General features: G+C 68.3%; 18 protein-coding genes and 1 riboswitch. Of the genes, 4 read left to right on the top strand and 14 right to left on the bottom strand.

All coding sequences use genetic code 11. The features are described from left to right. Nucleotides 1–108: 108 nt before the first annotated feature. The 7 genes from ABIC90_RS08375 to ABIC90_RS08405 all read right to left on the bottom strand — a co-directional run bounded on the left by ABIC90_RS08375 (nucleotide 109) and on the right by ABIC90_RS08405 (nucleotide 11488). The gene (locus ABIC90_RS08375) at nucleotides 109–1218 is read right to left on the bottom strand and encodes an ATP-binding protein (RefSeq protein WP_354353620.1); all 1110 of its coding nucleotides are present in this window, start codon (nucleotides 1216–1218) and stop codon (nucleotides 109–111) included. Further along, nucleotides 1215–5027 (bottom strand): cobaltochelatase subunit CobN, encoded by a 3813-nt coding sequence (gene cobN, locus ABIC90_RS08380; RefSeq protein WP_354353621.1) that lies wholly within the window; start codon nucleotides 5025–5027, stop codon nucleotides 1215–1217. Before cobN ends, ABIC90_RS08375 begins: the two co-directional genes overlap by 4 nt. A gap of 12 nt (nucleotides 5028–5039) precedes the next feature. Continuing rightward, nucleotides 5040–6110: a cobalamin biosynthesis protein CobW gene (gene cobW / locus ABIC90_RS08385; protein WP_354353622.1), complete on the bottom strand. Its 1071-nt coding sequence runs from the start codon at nucleotides 6108–6110 to the stop codon at nucleotides 5040–5042. A gap of 133 nt (nucleotides 6111–6243) precedes the next feature. Beyond that, nucleotides 6244–6921 carry an energy-coupling factor ABC transporter permease gene (locus ABIC90_RS08390; protein ID WP_354353623.1) on the bottom strand — a complete coding sequence of 226 codons (678 nt, stop codon included), beginning with the start codon at nucleotides 6919–6921 and terminating at the stop codon, nucleotides 6244–6246. A 73-nt stretch (nucleotides 6922–6994) separates the two neighbouring features. Beyond that, nucleotides 6995–8536, bottom strand: a complete 1542-nt coding sequence (locus ABIC90_RS08395; protein WP_354353624.1) for a PepSY domain-containing protein — start codon at nucleotides 8534–8536, stop codon at nucleotides 6995–6997. A gap of 13 nt (nucleotides 8537–8549) precedes the next feature. Then, entirely contained in the window at nucleotides 8550–10754 is a 2205-nt protein-coding gene (locus ABIC90_RS08400; protein WP_436318177.1) for a TonB-dependent receptor, read from the bottom strand. A 128-nt stretch (nucleotides 10755–10882) separates the two neighbouring features. Next, nucleotides 10883–11163: riboswitch (cobalamin riboswitch) on the bottom strand. Nucleotides 11164–11200: 37 nt separating this feature from the next. Further along, the gene (locus ABIC90_RS08405; RefSeq protein WP_354353626.1) at nucleotides 11201–11488 is read right to left on the bottom strand and encodes a hypothetical protein; all 288 of its coding nucleotides are present in this window, start codon (nucleotides 11486–11488) and stop codon (nucleotides 11201–11203) included. Nucleotides 11489–11656: 168 nt separating this feature from the next. On the opposite strand from ABIC90_RS08405, the gene ABIC90_RS08410 reads away from it, so the two are divergent. Continuing rightward, nucleotides 11657–12061 (top strand): hypothetical protein, encoded by a 405-nt coding sequence (locus tag ABIC90_RS08410; protein ID WP_354353627.1) that lies wholly within the window; start codon nucleotides 11657–11659, stop codon nucleotides 12059–12061. 28 nt (nucleotides 12062–12089) lie between these two features. Here the strand turns inward: ABIC90_RS08410 and ybaL are convergent, their stop codons facing one another. The 3 genes from ybaL to phbB all read right to left on the bottom strand — a co-directional run bounded on the left by ybaL (nucleotide 12090) and on the right by phbB (nucleotide 16130). Next, nucleotides 12090–13799, bottom strand: coding sequence for a YbaL family putative K(+) efflux transporter (gene ybaL, locus ABIC90_RS08415; RefSeq protein ID WP_354353628.1), 1710 nt, complete (start codon nucleotides 13797–13799; stop codon nucleotides 12090–12092). A gap of 122 nt (nucleotides 13800–13921) precedes the next feature. Beyond that, the gene (locus tag ABIC90_RS08420; RefSeq protein WP_354353629.1) at nucleotides 13922–15265 is read right to left on the bottom strand and encodes a dicarboxylate/amino acid:cation symporter; all 1344 of its coding nucleotides are present in this window, start codon (nucleotides 15263–15265) and stop codon (nucleotides 13922–13924) included. 127 nt (nucleotides 15266–15392) lie between these two features. Continuing rightward, nucleotides 15393–16130: an acetoacetyl-CoA reductase gene (gene phbB, locus ABIC90_RS08425; RefSeq protein WP_013542260.1), complete on the bottom strand. Its 738-nt coding sequence runs from the start codon at nucleotides 16128–16130 to the stop codon at nucleotides 15393–15395. A 205-nt stretch (nucleotides 16131–16335) separates the two neighbouring features. Between phbB and ABIC90_RS08430 the strand changes: the two genes are divergently transcribed. Further along, a complete protein-coding gene (locus ABIC90_RS08430) occupies nucleotides 16336–16986 on the top strand; it encodes a DJ-1/PfpI family protein (protein ID WP_354353630.1) in 651 nt (216 codons plus the stop codon). Next, a complete protein-coding gene (locus ABIC90_RS08435; protein WP_354353631.1) occupies nucleotides 16983–17507 on the top strand; it encodes a CinA family protein in 525 nt (174 codons plus the stop codon). The genes ABIC90_RS08430 and ABIC90_RS08435 overlap by 4 nt, the downstream gene beginning before the upstream one ends. Here the strand turns inward: ABIC90_RS08435 and ABIC90_RS08440 are convergent. Next, complete coding sequence (locus tag ABIC90_RS08440) at nucleotides 17489–18403, bottom strand: DMT family transporter (RefSeq protein WP_354353632.1); 915 nt, start codon at nucleotides 18401–18403, stop codon at nucleotides 17489–17491. The genes ABIC90_RS08435 and ABIC90_RS08440 overlap by 19 nt on opposite strands. 105 nt (nucleotides 18404–18508) lie before the next feature. Here ABIC90_RS08440 and ABIC90_RS08445 point away from each other — a divergent pair, with 105 nt between their 5' ends. After that, nucleotides 18509–19372, top strand: a complete 864-nt coding sequence (locus ABIC90_RS08445; protein ID WP_354353633.1) for a LysR substrate-binding domain-containing protein — start codon at nucleotides 18509–18511, stop codon at nucleotides 19370–19372. Between the two features lie 12 nt (nucleotides 19373–19384). On the opposite strand, the gene ABIC90_RS08450 is transcribed toward ABIC90_RS08445, so the two are convergent. From ABIC90_RS08450 to ABIC90_RS08460, 3 genes are read right to left on the bottom strand one after another with little or no spacing between them, the layout of a single operon-like run. Beyond that, nucleotides 19385–20389, bottom strand: a complete 1005-nt coding sequence (locus ABIC90_RS08450) for a tripartite tricarboxylate transporter substrate-binding protein (protein WP_354353634.1) — start codon at nucleotides 20387–20389, stop codon at nucleotides 19385–19387. A gap of 45 nt (nucleotides 20390–20434) precedes the next feature. Then, a complete protein-coding gene (locus tag ABIC90_RS08455; protein ID WP_354353636.1) occupies nucleotides 20435–21292 on the bottom strand; it encodes an HpcH/HpaI aldolase/citrate lyase family protein in 858 nt (285 codons plus the stop codon). Further along, on the bottom strand, nucleotides 21289–22470 hold the full coding sequence (locus tag ABIC90_RS08460) for a CaiB/BaiF CoA transferase family protein (RefSeq protein WP_354353637.1): 1182 nt from the start codon (nucleotides 22468–22470) through the stop codon (nucleotides 21289–21291). Before ABIC90_RS08460 ends, ABIC90_RS08455 begins: the two co-directional genes overlap by 4 nt. Between the last annotated feature and the right edge of the window lie 16 nt (nucleotides 22471–22486).

Consider the following 22486-nt stretch of genomic DNA (forward strand, 5'->3'; position numbering starts at 1 on the left):
GCCAGTCGAGCGCAGACCCCGGCGATGCGGCGCCGTGCCATGCGTCCCTTTGCCTGCCCTGCCTCCAGTCGCCCTGGCGTGCGCCAGCGGGTTCGGCGTGCCGGAGGCTCAGGCTTTTTTTGGGGTGGCCTGCGATGCGGTTTGCGCGGCTTGTGCAGGGATCAGCGGCCGCAGCGGCTTGACGCGTTCGATGCCCACGGGCTCGGGAGGCAATGCGCCCCAGTCGCCATCGCCACCGCCGTCCCCCTCACCGGCTGCGGTGTTGCCCTGGCCCGCGCCGCGCGCATCCGGCCGGCTGGCTGCGTCCTGTTTCTGCGGAACCTGCGCGGGGGCCGCGCCCTCGGCCTGCGGCTTGCGGCGATGCAGCAGCACCGCCTCGGCCACGCGCTGCACATGGTCGGCGGTGATCGCCGCAGCGCCGTCCCAGGCCGCGAGCGCACGCGCCGAGCGCAACATCACGAGGTCGGCGCGCAGCCCGTCGACCTGCGACGCGATGCACAGCGTGCCGACGGCTTCGTGCACCTCGTCGCCGTAGGGCAGCACCTTTGTGTCCGCCACGATGGCGCGGGCTGCGACGAGCGCTGCCGCGAGCTCGGCTTCGGCCTGTGCATGGGTTGCACGAAAGCCTTGCGGATCGGCATCGAACGCGAGCCGCGCGCGCACGATGGCCTGCCGCTCGGCGGCATCCTCGATGTTGCGCAGTTGCACGCACAGGCCGAAACGGTCGAGCAGCTGCGGGCGCAGCGTGCCCTCTTCCGGGTTCATGGTGCCGACCAGCACAAAGCGCGCCGCATGCCGGTGCGAGATGCCGTCGCGCTCCACCACGTTGACGCCGCTGGCCGCCGCATCGAGCAGCGAGTCGATCAGCGCATCGGGCAGCAGGTTGATTTCGTCCACGTACAGCACGCCGCCGTGCGCACGCGCCAGCAGGCCCGGCGCGAACTTGAGCGCATGGCCCGCGAGCGCCTGCCCGAGGTCGAGCGTGCCGACGAAGCTTTCGAGGCTGGCGCCCAGCGGCAGCGTGACGAAGGGCGCGCCGGGCAGCAGCTCGGCCAGCGCGCGCGCCGCCGTGGTCTTGGCCGTGCCGCGCGGGCCTTCGATGAGCACGCCGCCCAGGCCGGGATCGACCGCGGCCAGCAGCAGCGCCTGCCGAAGCTGCGGCTGGCCGGTGATCGCGGCAAAGGGAAAAGGCACCGGCATCGGGGCGGCAGTGGTCATCGCAAGCTTCCTTCCATCTGCTGCTCCTGATCGAGCAACAGGTTTTCCAATTGGGTCCGGTAGTCGCCGGGCGACTGCCACAGGCCGCGCTGCATGGCCTCGAGCAGGCGACTGAGCATGTCGTGCAGCGCGCGCGGATTGTGTTCGTTCACGAAGTCGCGGGTGTGGTCGTCGAGCACGTAGGCATCGGCCACCATCGCGTACTGGTGATCGCCGACCACGCGCGCGGTGGCGTCGAAGCCGAAGAGATAGTCCACCGTCGCGGCCATCTCGAAGGCGCCCTTGTAGCCGTGGCGCTTCACGCCGGCTATCCACTTCGGGTTGACCACGCGCGCGCGGATCACCCGGCTGATTTCTTCCTTCAGCGTGCGCACGCGCGGCGCCTGCGGGTTGCCGTGGTCACCGTGGTACATCGCGGGCTGCCGGCCGCTCAGGTGGCGCACGGCGGCGGCCATGCCGCCCTGGAACTGGTAGTAGTCGTTGGAGTCGAGCAGGTCGTGCTCACGGCTGTCCTGGTTCTGCATGACGACGTTCATGGCGCGCAGGCGCCGCACCAGCGCACCGCCCGCCGGCACGCCGTCGCTGCCCTGCCCGTAGGCATGGGCGCTGCCGCCGACATAGGCGTTGGAGAGGTCGCTGTCGGTCTGCCAGTCGCCGTGGTCGAACAGCGGCTGCAGGCCCGAGCCGTAGCTGCCGGGCGCGGAGCCGAACACGCGCCAGCCGGCCTGCGTGCGCGCGGCCTCGGGGGCAAGGCCTTCTGCTTCGAGCGCCGCGCTTTCGCGAAGGATTCGGGCACGGATCGGGTTGCGCTCGGCGTCTTCGTCTTCCTGCGATGCGACGGCTTGCACCGCCGCATCGAACATCTGCACGGCGTTGGGAAAGGCATCGCGAAAGAACCCCGAGATGCGCAGCGTCACGTCTATCCGCGGACGCCCGAGCCCGACCGTGGGCAGCACCTCGAAATCGACCACGCGCTGGCTGCCTGGCGCCCACTTGGGGCGCACGCCGATCAGTGCGAAGGCCTGCGCCAGGTCGTCGCCGCCGGTTCGCATCGTAGCGGTGCCCCAGACCGAGAGGCCCATCGCCAAGGGGTAGTCTCCGTGCTCCTGCATGTGCCGCTCGACCAGCTGGGCAGCGGACTTCAGGCCCAGCATCCACGCGGTGGGCGTGGGGATGGCGCGTGTATCGACTGCGTAGAAATTGCGGCCAGTCGGCAGCACGTCGGGCCGGCCGCGCGAGGGCGAACCGCTGGGGCCGGGCGGCACGAAGCGGCCTTGCAGCGCGCGCGAAAGCTGAAGCAGCTCCTGCGGGCCGCAGGCGTCGAGTGCCGGTGCGAGGCTTTGTTCGATGCGGCGCATCACGGCCGCACTGTGCGGCATGTCGTGCGGGCAGGCGTTGTCTTCCAGCAGGCGCTGTGCAAGAAGCTCCAGCCGCTCACGCGTGTCGCCGTGATGCCGCCACGGGTCGGTGCTCACCGATTGCAGCAGCACCGGCCGCGCGCCTTGCCACGGCTTGGCCGCATCGATGTCCAGCGGGTCGAAGGCTTCGCCCGGCAGCAGGTCCTGCGCCATCGCGCCCAGCAGCCCGGCATTCGCACCTGCACCGTCCGCAGACGGGTAACGCGCAAGCGCGAGCAGCGTGTCGCGCCGCAGCCGCTCTTGCGGCGAAGCGCCGAACACATGCAGCCCGTCGCGGATCTGCGTTTCCTTCAGTTCGCACAGGTACGCATCGACGCGCGCGAGCACCGCATCGTCTTCCGCACCCGGCATGCCCAGCTCCTCGACCAGGTGCTGCGCGCGCACCGCAGCGAGGATCTGCGCGCGCAGCACTTTCGCGCGCCGCGCATCGACCAGCAGCGCGTCGTAGTACTCGTCGACCTGCCGCTCCAGGTCCTGCAGCGGGCCGTGGTTCTCTGCGCGCGTGAGCGGCGGCATCAGGTGGTCGATGATCACCGCCTGCGTGCGCCGCTTGGCCTGCGCACCCTCGCCGGGGTCGTTGACGATGAAAGGGTAGACGTTCGGCAGCGGCCCGAGGATCGCGTCAGGCCAGCAGGTCTGCGACAGCGCCAGGCTCTTGCCCGGCAGCCATTCGAGGTTGCCATGCTTGCCGACATGCACGACCGCATCGATAGCGAACACGTCGCGCAGCCAGAAGTAGAAGGCGAGGTAACTGTGCGGCGGCACGAGTTCGGCGTCGTGATAGCTCGCATAGTCGGCGGCGCCCAAGGTGCCGAGTGCGCGTGCCGGCTGGATGCCGACGAACACGCGGCCCAGACGAAGCCCGGCAATCATGAAGCGGTCCTGCCGCAGCATCGGGTCTTGCTCGGGCGTGCCCCAGCGCGCGTCGATGGCTGCGGCCATGCCTTCGGGCAAGGCAGCGAGCCGGGCACGGTAGTCGGCGAGTGCGTAGCTCTGCCAGGCGGGCCGCGCGGCCCATTGCGCCGGATCGTTCGCGATGCCTTGCTGCAGCTTCTGCATCAGCGCATCGCCATCGACCGGAATCGTATCGTCGAGCACATAGCCCTCGGCCTGCATCGAGCGAAGAATCGCGATCACCGAGGCCGGCGTGTCCAGCCCCACGCCGCTACCGATGCGCCCCTCACTGCCGGGGTAGTTCGCCAGGATCAGCGCAATGCGTTTGTCGGCCGCCTTCAGGCTGCGCAAGCGACACCAGCGCCGCGCCAGTTCGGCGACAAAGGCGATGCGGTCCGGCTCGGGCTGGTAGTTCACCACCTCGGTCTGCGTGAGTTTGCAGCGGTGCGAAAGGCCCTTGAAACTCACGGCGCGCGTGATGATGCGGCCGTCCATTTCGGGCAGCGCGATCTGCATCGCGATGTCGCGCGGCCGCAGGCCCTGGCTGTCGGCCAGCCAGTCTTCGCGGTTGCCGCCGCTCACGATCACCTGCAGCACCGGTGCATCGCCGGCCAGCGCGAGGGCTTCGCCTTTGTCATCCTGCGCGCCCTGCCCCAGCGCGGCGAAAGCGGTGGTGTTGAGCACCAGCTGCACATCGTGCTCGCTGCACAGGCCCCGGAATGCAGAGAGGCACAGCGGGTCTTTCAACGAATCGAGCGCGACCGGCAAAGCGTTCAACCCTTCGGCATGCAGCGCAGCAGCAAGCGCATCGAAGGCCGCCGTGTTGCCCGACAGCAGGTGCGAGCGATAGAACACCAGCGCCACCACCGGCGCATCCGCATGCCAGCCGGCGCGCAGGTCGTCGATGCCGACGACCGTGTGCGCGGCATGAATGCCGCGCGGCACATGCAGCGCCACCTGCGGCAGGCTGCGCGGCGGCAGCGGCGCCTCGCCATGGCCCAGGCCATGGAAGGCCACCGCGCGCAGGAACTGCATCGCATTGCCCGCGCCGCCCGTCCGCATGTACTGCCAGAGCTGCCGGCTCACCGCACGCGGCGCGGTGCTGCGTGCGAGCAGGTCTTCGTCTTCCTGCAGGTCGCCCGAAAACATCGCAAGCTGCTGGCCCTTGCGCCTGGCGAGCTTCTCCAGCTGCTGCAGGCCGTAGGCCCAGGCCGATTCCGCGCCCAGGTGATCGACCACCACCACGCGCGCATGCTGCAGCACCTCGTCGATGTACAGATCGAGCGAGGCCGGCTGGCGCAGGTACATGAGGTTGGCCAGCCGCAGCGACGGATAGCCGGGGTCGGTGGCCGCCAACGCCGTGCGCGCGGCTGCGAGCAGCGCGAGCGTGGTGTCGGCCGAGCTGAGCACCACGATGTCGCCCGGCGTCTGGTCGAGCCGGGTGACGACGCTGTCGTCTTCGACGAAGCGTCCGGGCTGGGTGCTCAGCAGGTGCATGCGTTCAGGCCGTCAGACGGTCGCGGCCATTGCGCGTTCCAGCGACTCGCGCAGCACGGCCTCGTTCAGGTCTTCGCCGATGAACACCAGGCGCGTGCGCTGCGCTTCGCCGTCGCGCCAGCGGCGGTCGAAGTGATGGTCGAAGCGGCGGCCCACGCCCTGCACCAGCAGGCGCATCGGCTTGCCCGGAACCGCGACGAAGCCCTTCACGCGGTAGATGGTGTGCTGCTCAACCAGCGCAGCAAGCGCGGCCAGCAGCACCTCACGGTCTACCGGCGGCAGCTCGATCACGAGCGAGTCGAACTCGTCGTGGTCGTGCTCTTCCTCGTGGTCGTGGTGGCTCTCGCGCAGGTGGATGGTGGTTTCGGCCGCACGGCTTTGGCCCAGCAGCAGCGCGAGCGGCAGCCGGCCTTCGGTGGCGGCGACGATCTTCACTTCGGGCGGCAGCTCTTCACGCACCAGCGCCTCGACCTGCGCGCGCATGGCGTCGTCCATCAGGTCGGTCTTGTTGAGCACCACCAGGTCGGCGGCCGAGAGCTGGTCTTCGAAGAGCTCGTGCAGCGGCGATTCGTGGTCCAGGTTGGGGTCTGCGCGGCGCTGCGCATCGACGGCTTGCGGGTTCGCGGCGAACTGGCCCGAGGCGGCGGCCGGGCCGTCGACCACGGTGACCACCGAATCGACGGTGAAGATGTTGGCGATGTCCGGCCACTGGAAGGCCTGCACCAGCGGCTTGGGCAGCGCGAGGCCCGAGGTCTCGATGATCACCGCATCGATGTCGCCGCGGCGCTCGGCCAGTTGCAGCATCACGGGCAAGAACTCTTCCTGCACGGTGCAGCAGACGCAGCCGTTGGCCAGTTCGTAGAGCGCGCCTTCGCGCTCGTTGCCCTCGTCGTCGCAACCGATGCCGCAGCCGCGGAGGATCTCGCCGTCGATGCCGAGCTCGCCGAACTCGTTGACGATGACCGCGATACGGCGGCCTTCGGCATTGCCCAGGATGTGGCGCAGCAGCGTGGTCTTGCCGCTGCCGAGGAAGCCGGTGACGATGGTGACGGGGATCTTGGCGTTGCTTGCTTGGGGGGTCATGAGAGTGTTCTTTCAGGCGCCAGTGGCCAGGAAGTGGGTAACGACGAAGCGTCGGCGCAAGGCCGACGATGCCGAAGAAGCCGACGAGCAAGGCGCGCAGCGGCGCCCTCGCAAGCGTGGAGACGGGCTCGGATCAGACGCCGCCGTACAGACGGCGCTCGACGAAGGCCGTGCCCTGCAAACGGCGCCAGCCCTTGGCGGCTGCCAGCACACCCAGGTCGACCAGCGGCTCGACGAGCACGACGGTCATGTAGGCGGCGCCGAAGCTGGCGATCTGGCTCAGGTTTTCAAGGCCGGTGCCGCGACCGTAGAGCGCCCAGAACCCGACCCAGACCACGATGCCGCCCTGGTAAGCCACCGACAGCTTGAAGGCCTGCTGATAGCTGAGTTCCACATAGGCCAGGTTCTTCGGAATGATCCGCTGCGCCAGCGCGGCCGTTGCGAACAGGGGCACCAGCAGGGTGGTGACGTTCATGCCGTACTGCGGCAGGTCCTGCTGCGCGAAGAACACGCTCTGGATGAGCAGCCCGCCGGCCAGGCCAATGGCCGCGGGCGCGAGCCCGAACACCAGCAGCAGGGTCGTGCCCAGGATCAGGTGCACCTCGGACACGCCCACGGGATGGTGCGGAAAGACCTCGAAGAAGCAGAACACCAGCGCCACCGCAATGGCCGAGCGCAGCACCAGGGCCGCAGGGCCGTCCTTGACCACGGTGTCGAAAGCCACTTTGGCGGTGTAGGCCAGCGCGGCGGCTGCCGTCGCGTAGCTGAGGAAAATCTTGGATCCGTCGACCAGACCGGGTTCGATGTGCATGGTGCACCTCCTGAAATGCACCGCAGTGCGAAAGTTGATTGTTGGGGGATGGGCCGGCTCGCGCAAGCCCTTGTCATGAACGCTGGAGCGTGCGCTGCACTCCTCTGGCCGGCGCCGGCCGACGCTTGCGCCGCAGCCGGCGCCAGCCGATCACCACGCCGCTGGCCGAGGCGACCGTGCCGACGATCGACAGCAGCCACACGACGATGTCCCAGGCCGGCCGGTGCTGGATGAGCCACGGAAAGTCCAGGCTGTGCGCGGCGTTGAAGAGCCAGCGGCGCAGGCGCGAATTGCTGTCGTTGCTTCCGGCAACCTGCCCGCTCGCGGGATCGATGTAGATCCAGCTGCGCGCGGCATCGTCGAATTCGAGCCGCCAGACGGGCACGGTGCGCGCGCGGTGGTGGCCGTACCAATGGAAGTCTTCGCGCGCCTGCAGCGTGGTTCGAATCACGTGGACACCGGGACGCAGGCGTGTTGCGGCGCGCACGATGTCTTCGCGGCCGATCACCGCCGGCGTGCCGGAGGCGGCCTCCACCACGCGCACGCGGGCCTGCGCATCGCGCAGTTGCAGCAGCGGCTTGCCGTCGAACCACATCAGCAGCGCCTCGCGGGGTGCTGCGGCGCCCTCGCCCGCCGGCCCTTGCGCGGGAGGCCACGGGAACGGCGAGGCACCGGCACCGGCGTAGCGCGCCATCGCCGCCGCATCGCCAGTGCCGCGCTGGAACCAGCCGTTCGGGTTCATCGAAAGCCAGCCGCTCACGATCCAGGTCAGCAGGAAGAAGCCGCCCACCAGCCCCGCGATGTGGTGCCAGGCCATCCAGCCGGTGTACGGCGTGACCGCGCCGTGGCGATAGCGCCCGCGCAGCCGGATGCGCAGGACGCCGATGACGATGCCCGTCACCGCCGAGACGATGCTGGCCGCCGAGAGGTACACCACCACGTCGTGCCACAGCGGCGGATCGGCACGGATCGGCGTGAAGTAGATCCAGTGCGGCACCGAGCCCAGCCAGTTCCAGAAGCGCTCGGCGCGGTGGGTGTCGCGCACCACTTCGCCGGTGCGCGAGGACACGTAGAGCTCGGTGCCGGCCGCGTCGCCGATCTCGATGCGGTGCAGCGGGCGCATCGGGTCGAGGCCCTGCGGCACGGTCCACTGGTCGCGCTCGAGCGTTTCGGCCCAGCGCGCGCCGGGCTGGCCCGAGACATCGCGGGCGATGGCTTCGGCCTGCGCCGCGTCGACGCCACCGAGCAATCGGCCATCGCGCGCGGACACCGCATGCCGGCCGCCGCGCGCATCGACGATGCGCCACACCGGGAACGGCTCGGCGCCGCCGCCCTGCATCTCCAGCGCCATGCGCCGCGGCGGCTGCGCGCGCAGTGCCTCGGGCAGCGCGGCAAGCGCCTGGGAAGGCGTGACCACCGTCTGTTCGAAACGCACCGGGCCGAGCCCGGCAAGCCGCTCCGGGTCTGTGAGGTTGGGATACCCCACGTACATCATCACCACGCCCGAGACGAACCACATGACGAACAGCAGGCAGCCGCCGATGCCCAGCCACCGGTGCGTCCAGTAGAGCCAGGGGCGGATGCGGGGCCAGGCGCGGCGCCATGCGGTGGTCATGGAGCGGTGCCAGTCAGAAGCTCACCAACGCCGACAACTCGACCGACCTTGGCCGCCCCAGCAGCCACTGGTTGCCGCTGTTGGAGAACGACACCGGGTAGATGCGGTTGGCCAGGTTGTAGGCGCGGAAGGCCAGCTTGAGCGAAGGGTTGGCCTGCCAGCTCAGGCCCGCGTCGGCCACGGTGTACGAGCCGATCCTGCGCGAGTTGGCCGCATCGACCTGGCGCGGGCCGACGTAGCGCACGCCGAACTCGGCTTCCCACTGCGGCAGAAAGCGCCAGTGAAGCCAGAGGTTGGCGGCCTCCTCGGGCACGCCGAAGGGCGTGTTGCCGTTGCGCGAAACCAGGCGGCCGCCGACCAGCTCGTTGAAGTCGTCATAGCGCGCACGCAGCTTGGCGACGTTGGCTTCGAGCCTGAGCGTGGAACTCAGCGCCAGGTCGAGCGTGGCCTCGATGCCCTCGGACGACTGCCGGCCGACCTGCTGGCTCACGGTGGGGTCGTTCGCATCGCGCGAGAGCAGCTTGCTCTTCTCGATGCGGTAGGCCGCCACGGTCCATGCGCCGCGGCCCTCGGCCAGCTGGCGCTTGTAGCCGATCTCGACCTGCTTGCCGGTGCTCAGCTCGAAGGCCGCCTGCGCCACCGTCGTGGTGGCCAGCGAGCCCAGCGGATCGGCGGCCCGCGCCACCTGCGCATAGAAAGACTGCGATGCATCCGGCGCGTACACCACGCCCAGCCGGCCCGTGCCATAGACAAAGGTCTTCTGGAAGTTGTTGGCCGCATTCAGCAGATCGGCGCGCGCAATCTTCGCGTGGTCCCAGCGCAGGCTGCCCACCACCGACCACTGCGCGTTGAATGCCAGCTTGTTTTCGGCGAAGAAGGCGTAGGTGCTGGTCTGGGTGGTGTAGCGCGGCGTGTAGGCCACCGGCGAGGTGTAGACGCCGGGGTTGAAGACGAAGGGGTCGACCACCGAACGGCCGCCGTACGGCGAATCGTTGGTGTGCAGGAAATCGATGCGGTTCGCGTCGAAGCCCACCAGCACCTGGTTCTTCAGGCCGAACAGCGAATGCCTGAAGGTGGCGTCGGTGCGGTTGCCGATCTGCTCCTGGTCGTGGCCGATTTCCAGGTAGTCGCCGCGCGTCACGCGGCGCGTGGCGGCGTTGTAGCTGTAGGTCTCGCTGTTGCGCCAATGGCGCTTGCTGTCCAGGCGATAGAGCTGGCTGCGCACGGTGACGGCGTCGGTGGGCGTCCACTGCGCGTCGAGGCGGGTCCAGCGGTCGCGGTACTTGATCTCCGCGTCGTCGAGGTTGTAGTTCTGCTCGCGGTTCAGGCTGCTCACGCGGCCGTTGATGAGCGGCACGCCGAAGTAGCGCTGCGGTGCCTGGCGGCCCTCGTCGTGCGAGAGCGTGAACTGCAGCCGCGGCGACACGTCCAGCCGCACCGCGCCGCCGACCGCCAGGCTCTCGGCTTCGCCGCGCACCATGAAGCCGTCAGTCTTGCGGTGGCTGATGTCCAAGCGGTACGACAGCCTGTCGTTGATCGCCCCGCCGCTGCCGAAGGCGAGCTGGCGCGTGGCATCGGAGCCCACGGTGACCAGCGCCTCGTTCTGGATGGCACCGCGCGTGGGTTTCCTGGGCACCACGTTGACCGCACCGCCAATGGCGCCTTCGCCGAACATCACCGACGCGGCGCCGCGCAGCACCTCGATGCGGTCGACCGACCAGGTGTCGAACGGAAAGGTGACGGTGCCCGCGCCAGCGTACAGGCGCGTGCCGTCGAACAGCTGCATCACCGAGCCGTGGCCGGTGAAGCCGCGCGCCGCCAGCGCGCTGCCGCCGTTGCCGGGGCCGGGCGAGCCGGTGATGCCGGTGGCGCGGGTCACGGCCTCGACCACCGACACGTCGCCGCGCGCGCGGATGGTGTCGCCCGTCAGCACCTCGATGCTCGCGGGGGTTTCCAGCGGCGTGAGGCCCAGGCGGCTGGCGGTCTGCGAGGGCTCGTCGATGGCCAGCGGCGTGTGGCGGCTGGCCTCGACCTGGACCGGCGCGAGGCTGTTGTTGTGTCTGTCGGGGTCCGTCGCTTCAGCCGGCTGCGCCAGGGCACCGGTGGACCCGAAGGCCAGACCCAAACCCAAACGCAACCCCAGTGAAAGACCCGAAAGACGCGCCCCTTGCCGCGGCGCGCCCGTGCGATCGCGCGCAGGCGATGCTTGTAGCCCCATGTGCTTTCCCCTCCGGCCTGCGTCCCCGCAGGCTCCCGACCGATTGAGGACGCAGAAGGAGGCGGCACAGGGCGGACCGCCTCGCGCAAGGGCAAAGCGGCATGCCCGGAGCCGCACTCCCGCAGCGTCCGAAGGCGGTTGCGAAGGCCGGTATCCGGGCTTGCGGAGCGCTTCGATGGCACTGTGCGTGCGCATCGGAGCCGAAACCCTCGCCTTCCCACGCCATGAGAGGCGCAGTGGCTGCCGACGCCGCGAGGGGCATCGACTTGAGGGTTTCCAGATCCGCTTACCGTTGCGGGGGCAGCGCAGGCATGGCGTTGTCGTTGAAGACGTAGCGCACCTGCTTCCCGTTTAACCCCGAGGCCACCAACTGGCGTGGCATGCGGGGCACCTTCGAACCGTGCGGGTGTTGCGGCTACAAGAGCCCGCGCACCCGACCGGCGGGATTATAGGGAGCGCCCCGCCGGCAAGGCCGCGCACCGGGCCTCGTCGGTCGCCTTGCCATCGGCGCCGCACAGCCGCCGCATTGCCGCCACGCCGGCCACCAGCGCGTTCGAGTAGGTGGCATACGGCTCGTGGGCGGCCTCCAGCGGCTCGTAGACGTGGCGCTGGTCGTCGGGGGCGCCATGGTGCAGCGCATCGCCGTCGGCCGCCGCCGCCTCCATCAGCACCCAATAGAACTCCCCCTGTTCCAGCTCGTGGACAGTGAGTGCGATGTTTCTGGGTGCGGGCATGGGGAGGGGCCGGTGAAGAGAGATGGGCAGCGAGCAAGGAGGCTTACTTTGAATGAAGTGGAGCCCAGGGCGGTTGACAGCTCCCGGGCCTGTCCTACAGAGCCTTCGTGAAGTGCGACCTAATGTTGTCCTAATAAATTCTTCTTCCGGACCCAGGAGACCTCACCCATGAAGCACTTCACCCTTGACTCCAGCATGCAGGCCGCGATTGGCGGGGCGTTCTATCCGACCGGCTTCTCGATGGTGATGTTCCCCAGCGCCGAAGACGCGGAGCGCATCGGGCGCCAGCTCGTCGACAGCGGCGTGAGCGGCGACGACATCTACCTGCTTCCCCCGGCCACGGTGCTGGCGCAAATCACCCCCACCGTGAGCGATGCCGACAACCCGCTGCCCTCCGCAGGCACCGAAGGTGCCACGGTGCGCGCCTACACCAAGCTCGCGCGCGAAGGGCATGCCGGCCTTCTGGTCAAGACCGAGGACGAAGATGCCGCAAGCCGCCTGATGGAAGTGGTGCGCACCGTGCCGTACTCCATTGCGCAGCGCTACCGGATGCTGGTGATCGAAGACCTCTGAAGGCGCCGTCGGCCACCCTATTCTTTGTTCAGACCGGCATGGCCGTCGCAGCCGCGCGCTGCACCACGTCGCGCGCCATGGCTTGCGCAAGTTCATGCTCGCCGAGAAACACGGTCACGGCCGTCTCTTGCGTCAACAACTGGGCCTCCTGCTCGTTGTGGCTGCGGATCACCGTTTGAATCGCGGGGTTGAGGGTGCGTGCGGTCTCGATCATCTGGCGCACGTTCATGGCGTCGGGCGTGGCCACCACCAGCACGCGGGCGCGCGCAACATGCGCCTGGATCAGCACGGCCGGGTCGGCCGCATCGCCCCACACGGCGGCAACACCGGCCTCGCGCAGCTTTTCGACCAGTTCGCGGTTCTGGTCGGCCACCACGTAGGGAATGTCGTTGGCCTCCAGCGCGGCCGCGATGCGGCGCCCGACCCGGCCGTAGCCCACCAGCACCACCTGCCGGGACAGGTACCGTGCCTCGGTGCTGATCGGCAGCTCGGCCAGCGGGTCGTCGCGCGATTCGAGCCCGCGTGCGAACGATGAACGGGCGTGCAGCCATTTCTGCACCGGCACGATCAGGCTGAACCACAGCGGATTGGTTGCAATGGAGATCAGCGCGCCCGCCAGCACCAGGCTGCGCCCCTCGACCGGCAGCAGCCCGAGCGCCACGCCCAGCCCCGCCAGGATGAAAGAGAACTCGCCGATCTGCGCCAGGCTGGCGCTCACCGTGAGCGCCGTGCCCAGCGGGTAGCGAAACACCAGCACCAGCGCGCAGGCCGCGAGCGACTTGCCCACCACGATGACAAGCACCACCGCCAGCACCTGCAGCGGGCGCTCGATGAGCACCGAGGGGTCGAACAGCATGCCCACCGACACGAAGAACAGCACCGCGAAGGCGTCGCGCAGCGGCAGGGATTCCTGCGCCGCCCGGTGGGCGAACTGCGACTCGCGCATCACCATGCCGGCAAAGAAGGCGCCCAGCGCAAAGGACACGCCGAAGAGCGCCGCCGACGCGAAGGCGATGCTCACCGCCGCCGCCACCACGCACAGCGTGAACAGCTCGCGCGAACCGGTGCGCGCAACCTGCCAGAGGATCCACGGGAACACGCGCCGCCCCACCACCAGCATCAGCGCGACGAAGCCCCCAACCTGCAGCAGCGTGAGGCCCAGCGTCTGCCACAGCGGGTCGGCGGGGCCGCCGTTGTTGTCGGGGGTGCCGCCCAGCGCGCCGGCCAGCGGCGGCAGCATCACCAGCACCAGCACCATGGCGAGGTCTTCGACCACCAGCCAGCCGACCGCGATGCGGCCGGTGAAGGAATCGAGAATGCCCAGGCTCTCGAGCGCGCGCAGCAGCACCACCGTGCTGGCCACCGACAACGCCAGCCCGAACACCAGCGCCGCGCCGGGGCTCCAGCCCCACCACAGCGCGAGGCCGCCGCCCAGCAGCGTGGCCACGGCGATCTGCGCCAGCGCGCCGGGCACCGCGATCTTGCGCACCGCCAGGAGGTCGTCGAGAGAAAAATGAAGGCCCACGCCGAACATCAGCAGCATCACGCCGATTTCGGACAGCTGCGCGGCAATGCCCGCGTCGGCCACGAAGCCGGGAGTAAACGGGCCGATGATCACGCCCGCCAGGAGGTAGCCCACCAGCGCCGGCAGCTTCAGCCGGGCCGCGAGGAAGCCGAACACCAGCGCCAGCCCCAGGCCAGCGGCGACTGTGTTGATGAGCGAGACGCTATGGGGCATCGCTGCATTTTGCAGGAACGATGCCCGTCCTTTGTTTCACACGGCCTTCCGGGCGGCCGTTCGCAGCGGGCCTGGCGATGTGCCTGCCTGCCGCGCGAACCGGCTGCCGGGTTGGGCGGGCCTCAGCCGGCCATCTTGCTGTCGCGCGCGGCTTCCAGCACCTCGGGCTCCTGCGACTCCACCCAGCTCTCGTTGTTGAGCCCGGCCTGCAGCCGCTCGGTGTCCAGCTCGTTGGTCCACTTGGCCACCACGATGGTGGCAACGCCGTTGCCGATGAGATTGGTGAGCGCGCGCGCCTCCGACATGAAGCGGTCGATGCCCAGGATGAGCGCAAGCCCCGCCACCGGCACATGCCCCACCGCCGACAGCGTGGCCGCCAGCACGATGAAGCCGCTGCCCGTGACGCCGGCCGCGCCCTTGGAGGTGAGCAGCAGCACCGCCAGCAGCGTGACCTCCTGCATGAAGGTCATCGGCGTGTTGGTCGCCTGCGCGATGAACACCGCCGCCATCGTCAGGTAGATCGAGGTGCCGTCCAGGTTGAACGAGTAGCCCGTCGGAATGACCAGGCCCACGCAGGTCTTCTTGGCGCCCAGGTTCTCCATCTTTTCCATCATGCGCGGCAGCACCGATTCGCTGGAGGAGGTGCCCAGCACGATCAGGAGTTCTTCCTTGATGTACTTGATGAACTTCCAGATGCTGAAGCCGTGGAACCGCGCAATGAGCCCCAGCACCACGAAGATGAACAACAGGCACGTCAGGTAGAACGTGCCCATCAGCTTGCCCAGCGAGAACAGGCTGCCCACGCCGTACTTGCCGATGGTGAAGGCCATGGCGCCGAAGGCGCCGATGGGCGCAAGCTTCATGATGTAGTTGACCATGCCGAAAAGCACGTGCGAGCCCTTCTCGATCACGTCGAACACCAGCGTGCCGCGTCCGCCGAACTTGTGCAGCGCAAAACCGAACATCACCGCGATCAGCAGCACCTGCAGGATTTCGCCCTTGGCGAAGGCGTCCACCACCGTGTTGGGGATGACGTTCAGGATGAAGTCGACCGTGCCGGTCATCTTGCCCGGGCCGGTGTACGCGGCAATGGCCTTGGTGTCGAGCGTGGCCGGGTCGATGTTCATGCCCGCGCCGGGCTTGAGCACATTGACCAGCACCAGGCCGACCAGGAGCGCGATGGTGCTCACGACCTCGAAGTACAGGAGCGCCAGGCCGCCGGTCTTGCCGACCTTCTTCATGTCTTCCATGCCGGCGATGCCCACCACCACCGTGCAGAAGATGATGGGCGCAATGATCATCTTGATGAGCTTGATGAAACCGTCGCCCAGCGGTTTCATCGACTCCCCGACCGAGGGGTAGAAGTAGCCCAGAAGTACGCCGATGATCACCGCGGTGATCACCTGCACGTAGAGGGAGCGGTAGAGCGGGAGCTTTCTGGCGGGTGTGTTTGTTGTGTGTTCCATGACTTGCCTCCGGAGGGTTGAGAACTGTAGGGCTGGTATCAGGCGTTTTCCATTCGTAGAAGCCACATCGCAGAAATGAAAAAACCCGCCGAAGCGGGTCTTTCGAATCAGGTTGCAGTCAGCATGCTCAGTGCATGTGAAGGCCGCCGTTGACCGAGAAATCGGCCCCCGTGGAGTAGCCGCCCTCGTCGGTTGCGAGCCACGAGATGATCGAGGCGATTTCGCTCGGCTCGCCCAGGCGCTTGACCGGGATGGTGGCCACGATCTTGTCGAGCACTTCCTGGCGGATCGCCTTGACCATGTCGGTGCCGATGTAGCCCGGGCTCACGGTGTTGACCGTCACGCCCTTGTTCGCCAGCTCCTGCGCCAGCGCCATCGTGAAGCCGTGCATGCCGGCCTTGGCGGCCGAGTAGTTGGTCTGGCCCGCCTGGCCCTTGGCGCCGTTGACCGAGCTGATGTTGATGATGCGGCCCCAGCCCTTTTCGACCATGTCGCCCACCACCTGCTTGGTGACGTTGAACATGCTGTTGAGGTTGGTCTCGATGACCGCGCTCCAGTCCTCGGGCGTCATCTTGAGGAACATGCGGTCGCGCGTGATGCCCGCGTTGTTCACCAGCACGTCGATGGGGCCGTGCGCTGCCTTGGCGGCCGAGAATGCCTCGACGGTGGATTGCCAGTCGCCGACGTTGCCCACCGAAGCGTGGAACTCGAAGCCTTCGGCCTTCTGTTCGGCCAGCCATTTGGCGTGGTCGCGCGTGGGGCCGCAACCGGCGACCACGGTGAATCCGTCTCTGTGCAGACGCTGGCAGATGGCTGTTCCGATGCCACCCATGCCTCCGGTGACATATGCAACTTTCTTGCTCATAAATTTCCTTGATGTTTGCTTGGCAAAAGCCTGAACGGCCGCCTTCACTCTAGCGATTTTCACGCCATCGACCTCTGAGGAAAACACTGAGCCAAGCTTGCAACCAGCTGTCACGGCGCGCCTGCGGATGCAACCTCTATATGCTCGCCGTGGGCGCCACAGCCTGTGTGCTTTGCCCCGCGTTGCCACCAAGGAGTTCGAAAGTATGAATTTCGGGATCATCGTATTCCCCGAGGTCGAGGAACTCGACTTCGTCGGCCCCTGGGAAATGCTCACCATGTGGAGCAAGATTGCCGCAGGACCGCAGAACTGCCTGATCGTCGCGGAAAAGCCCGGGCCGGTGACCTGCGCCAAGGGTCTTTCGATCAACCCGCATGTCTCTTTTGCCGAGTGCCCGCGCCTGGACTGGCTGCTGGTGCCCGGCGGCATGGGCACCCGGCGCGAGGTCGACAACCCCGCGATGCTGCAATTCCTTGCCGCGCAGGCGCCGGGCTGCAAGGCGCTGCTGTCGGTCTGCACCGGCGCCTTCGTGCTGCACGCCGCGGGCCTGCTCTCGGGCAAGACCGCGACCACGCACTGGGGTTCACTCGATCGCCTGCGTGCGCTCGGCGACGTGAAGGTGGTCGAAGAGCGCTTCGTGCAGGACGGCGACGTGTGGACTTCGGCGGGCGTCTCGGCCGGCACCGACCTGATGCTCGCCTTCATCGCCCATACCGCGGGCGACGAAGCCGCCGCCAAGGTGCAACTGCAGGCCGAGTACTACCCCGCGGACACGGTGTACGGCAGCACGGCAAGCCACGAGCGCGCGCCGGCGTATGTGCGGCGGCCGGGCGGCACGCTGCGAAAGACGGTGTGAGCGCTGCTACACCTTCGCCCGAGTTGGAGCCGCTGTCCGTGCTCGCCGCCCGCGTCGGCGCGACGCTGCGCGAACGGCGGCAGACCGTGGCGGTTGCCGAGTCTTCGGCCGGTGGACTGGTATCGGCCGCCCTGCTCGCGATTCCCGGTGCGTCGGCCTTCTTTCTCGGCGGCGCGGTCGTCTATTCGCGGCGTGCCGGCAAGGCGCTGCTGGGGCTGACGCGCGAAGACATCGGCGACATGCGCGGCGAAACCGAGCCCTATGCCCGATTCATCGCAGCCCGCATCCGCGACAGCCATCGCGCGACATGGGGAATCTGCGAAAGCGGCGCGGCCGGGCCTTCGGGCAGCCCGTACGGCGACGCGCCCGGGCATGTGTGCGTCGCCGTTGCCGGCGCGGTCACGGCGAGCCGGACCCTCGAGACCGGCGACACGGACCGCCCGGCGAACATGGACGTGTTCGCGCGGCAGCTCCTTGCGCTGTTCGACGAGACGCTGCGGACTCAAGACACCTCCGCCTGACCCCGTCGCCCCTCGGGCGCGAAGCGTCGCGATGTGCTTGAGATGACGATGCCCGCAAACACCATCACCAGCCCGAAGACCAGGCTCCACCGCACAGGCTCGTTCATCAGCGCCCATCCCGCGAAAGCGGCCGCGATCGGATTGATGGTGACCGACAGCGCCACCAGCGTCGGCGTCGTCCTGGAGAGTGCATACGACCACAGGAAGAAGCCGACCGCGCCGCCGAATACCCCGAGATAGGCGATAGCCATCCACTGTGCGCTATCGAACTGCGCCATCGGCGCATAGCCGCCGCGCCATGTGCTGACCGCTATCAGACACAGGGCACCGCTGCCCATGGCCGCCAGCGTGAACGGCATCGGACCGCACTCCCGAATCACGGGCCGGGACCATACGCTGTAGAACGCCATGCACAGGGCCGCCCCGAGCATCGTGAGATCACCGCGCCATGCACCGGGCGGAGCCGCCGCAAGGCCCGAGATCAGCGCCATGCCCACACCGCCCATCGCTACCAGGACACCGACCGATTTGCGCGCCGTGAGCCGCTCGATCCCGAGCAGCGCCGCTATCGCCATCGTGAGCAGCGGCAGGGTCGACAGCGCGAGCGCACCGCGTGCGGCCGTCGTGAAATGCAGCGAGAGGTTGAACAACGTGGGAAACGCGCAGAAGAACAGCAGCCCGAGCGCGACGACCTTCGGCACCACTCGCCGCCGCGGCCAGTTCTGCCGCATGACCATGGCAACAGGCAGCAGCAGAACGAAGCCGATGCCGAAGCGCAGCGATCCCAGCGCCAGCGGATCGATCGCGCCCGCGACGAAGCGTGTTGCGCCAACGGCCACGCCGCCCATGGCGCTCGACACGATGGCGGCCAGCAAGCCCGAAAGAAGTGCACTCACCGACGTCCTTGTGTCTGGTTGGTCAGTAGATGCTAGATACAGGTTTTTGATAAGGCAATGGAATAAGCTTGATGAACTTCATCACCGATCTCGATGGACTGCCCCATGCTTGACCCCGAACTCCTGAAAACCTTCATCACCGTCGCCGAGCAGCGCTCATTCACTCGCGCGGCCACGCAGTTGAACCGCACCCAATCCGCGGTGAGCATGCAGGTCAAGCGCCTGGAAGAACTGCTAGGCACCCCGCTGTTTGCAAGAACCACCTCCCAGGTCGCTCTGAAGCCTGCCGGCGAAGCCCTGCTGGGCTATGCGCATCGCATCCTGGCCCTGAACGACGAAGCGCTCGGCCGGATCCGCGAGCACCAGAACGAAGGCCAGGTGCGGCTGGGGGTCATGGACGACTTCGGCACCGCCATCGTGCCGGCACTGCTCGCAGCCTTCGGCCAGCGCTACCCCCGCATCCAAGTGAGCATGGAGACCGGGCTCACCGCGAAGATGACCGGCCGCCTCGGTGAAGATTTCGACCTCGTGATTGCCATGCATCCCAAGGGCCAGGGCGGCGGCGATTTCCTGCGGCACGAGCAAGCGGTCTGGGCGGCCGCACCCGACCACATGATCGACGGGCTGGACCCTTTGCCGGTCGCGCTCTACCCCTCGGGCTGCCTGTTCCGCGAATGGGCGATGGCCGCGCTGGACAAGGCCCACCGCCCCTGGCGGCTGGCGTTCGTCAGCCACAGCAGCGCGGCCGTCGAAGCGGTGGTGGCACAAGGGCTGGCCGTGAGCGTGTTCAAGGCCGGCACCTTTCCGAAGGGGCTGCGCGCGCTGTCGAAGGACGACGGCATGCCCCGGCTTCCGCAGGCGGACATCCGCCTGCATCGCGCACCGTCGCTGACGGAAGCCGGCGCCCTGCTTGCCGCACACCTGGCCGCGCAGATTCGCGGCGGCACGGGAGCGCTGAAGGGCTGGTGAAGAGCCGGGGGTTCAATCCGCCTGCACCCCCGCAGCGCGGATCACCTTGCCCCACTTGTCGATCTCCGCCGCCAGGTGCGTGCGCAGGCCCTCGGGCGTGACCTTGTCCATCGGCGCGGCCTCGGTGCTCAGTTCGGCAAAGCGCGCCTTCACCATGTCGTCCTGCAGCGCGGCGCGCAGGGCGGTGTTGAGCCTGGCCACCACCGCCGGCGGCGTGCCCTTGGGCGCGTACACGCCGTGCCACACCTTCACGTCGAAGCCCTTGAGCCCCTGCTCGTCGAGCGTGGGGATGTTCGGCATGCTCGACAGCCGCTGCGGCGTGGTCACGCCGAACACCTTCACGCGGTTGCCGTCCTTGATGACCGGTGCGGTCTGCGTGGTCTGGTCGCACAGCAGGTCGACCTGCCCGCCCATGAGGTCGTTCAGCGCGGGGCCGGCGCCCTTGTAGGGCACGGTCGTCAGCTGCACGCCGATCTGGTTCATGAAGAGCAGGCCGCACAGCTGCGACACCGCGCCCACCCCCGCATTGGCGAGCGTGACCTTGTCCCTGTTGGCCTTCACGTAGCTCAGCAGCTCCTGAAAGTTGTTGGCCGGAAAGTCCTTGCGCGAGAGCAGCGTCATCGGCACGTCCATCACCTGGCCGATGTATTCGAAGTCCTTGAGCGGGTCGTAGTTGAGCTTTTTATAGAGCGCGGGCGCGGTCGCCATGCCCATGTGATGGATGAGGATGGTGTAGCCGTTGGGCGCCGCCTTGGCCACGCGCGCCGGCGCGATGGTGCCGCCGGCGCCCACGGTGTTTTCCACGATCACCGTCTGCCCGAGCGACTTGCCCATGGGAATGGCCAGCATGCGCGCCACCACGTCGGTGGGGCCGCCGGCCGAGTACGGCACGACCATGGTGATGGGTTTGTCGGGCCATGGCGACTGCGCGGCGGCGGGCGACTGCATGGCCGCGAGGCTTGCGCCCAGCGATACGGCCAGCAGAGTTCGCGTTTTCCAGTTGTTCTTCGGGTTCATTTCTTTGTCTCCTGGGGTTGTTGGATCTGTCTTCTTCGTTCGGAATCAGGGCGGCGACTGCGCATCGAGCGCGAGCAGGCGCTCGGCCAGGCGCACCACCGGCGCATCGACCATGCGGCCATCGAGGCTGACCACGCCGCCGCCGGCTGACCGGATCGCATCGATCACCCGACGCGCCCATGCGAGCTCATCGGTGCTGGGGCCGAGCGCGGCGTGCACCGGGGCGACCTGGTCGGGGTGGATGCACAACTTGGCGCCGAAGCCGCCGCGGCGCGCGCGCGCAGTGTCCGCGGCCAGGCGTTGCGCGTTGCGCCAGTCGGCTGTCACGCCGTCGATGGGAGCGGACAGGCCCGCGCGGCGCGTGGCCAGCAGCAGTGCCAATCGCACCGGCACCAGTTCGGCTTCGTCCGCATCGCAGGCGAGGCCGACGTCGGCCTGGAAATCCAGATTGCCGAAAGCGAGCCGGAGCACCTGCGGCGCCGCGGCGAGTTCATACACTGCTGCAAGGCCCACCGCCGATTCGATGAGCGGCACGAGCAGGCCATCCGGGCCGACGGCCTCAGCCAACAGGCGCAGATCGTCGGCACGCTCGGCCTTGGGCAGCACCACGCCCGCGATCAGCCCTTGAGCAACCAGCGCAGCCACCGCAGTGCGGTCGTCGTCATGCCACGGAGTGCCGCTGGCGTTGATGCGAACCAGTAGGCGCCGGCGGCCCGCATCGGGCAATGCGGCGAACGAGACCGCGAGCCCTTCGCGCGCCGAGACCTTGCGCTCAGGCGCGACCGCGTCTTCCAGGTCGACGATGACACCGCCCGTGCCTGTAGCCAGCGCCCGCGCATGGCGCTCGGGCCGGTCGGCCGGCACGAACAGAAAGGTGCGCGCCAGCGTGAGCGGCGAGCTCAAACCGCCCTCGCCTCGCGCAGCGCCGCGATGTCCGCGTCGCTCCGCCCGAGTCCGCGCAGGATCGCCTCGGTGTGCTCGCCGACCGCCGGAATCGCGTCCATCCGGTAGTCGAACGCGCTCTGGCGCCCCGCCGGCAGCAAGGCCGGAATATCGCCCGCCGGCGAGCCCACCTGCCGCCACCGGTCGCGCGCCTGCAGTTGCGGATGCGACCACAAGCCGGCCATGTCGTTCATGCGCGCATTGGCGATCTGCGCGGCATCGAGGCGCTCAAGCACCTGCGCTGTGCTCAGCGCGCCGAAGCTCTCCACGATGATCGCGCGCAGCGCCTCGCGGTGTTCGTTGCGCCGCGCATTGCTGTCGAAGCGCGCATCGCTTGCGAGCCCCGCCTGCAGCAGCACCTTCTCACAGAAGGCGCGCCACTCGCGCTCGTTCTGCAGGCCCAGCATCACCGTGCCGCCGTCGCCCGCGGGGAACGGGCCGTAGGGATAGATGGTGGCGTGCGACGCGGCGCTGCGCGGCGGCGGCGGTGCGCCTTCGTAGGCGTAGTACATCGGATAGCCCATCCACTCGGCGAGCGACTCGAGCATCGACACGTCGATGTGCGAGCCCTTGCCGGTCTTTCCGCGCTGGAGCAGCGCCGCGAGGATGCCGGTGTACGCGTACATGCCGGCCGCGATGTCGGCGATGGAATTGCCCGACTTGCACGGGTCTTCGGGCGTGCCGGTGACCGACAGAAAACCAGCCTCGCTCTGGATCAAGAGGTCGTAGGCCTTCTTGTCGCGGTACGGGCCGTCTTCGCCGTAGCCAGAGATGTCGCAGACGATGAGGCGCGGATGCTTCGCCTGCAGCGCTTCGGCACCCAGCCCCATGCGCGCGGCCGCGCCGGGTGCGAGGTTCTGCACCAGCACGTCGGCATCGGCCACCAGTTCCTGCAGCACCGCGAGCGCGGCGGGTTGCTTCAGGTCGAGCGTGAGGCTTTCCTTCGAGCGGTTGACCCACACGAAGTGCGAGGCCTCGCCGCCCACGCGCCCGTCGTAGGCGCGCGCGAAGTCGCCCACTTCAGGGCGCTCCACCTTGATGACGCGGGCGCCCAGGTCGGCCAGCTGGCGGGTGCAGAACGGCGCGGCAATCGCGTGTTCGAGCGAGATGACGGTGATGCCGTCCAGGGGTCTTGTCATGTGTGTCTTTCTCGAT

Source organism: Variovorax boronicumulans, from assembly GCF_040544675.1.
Taxonomy (GTDB): Bacteria; Pseudomonadota; Gammaproteobacteria; order Burkholderiales; family Burkholderiaceae_C; genus Variovorax; species Variovorax boronicumulans_D.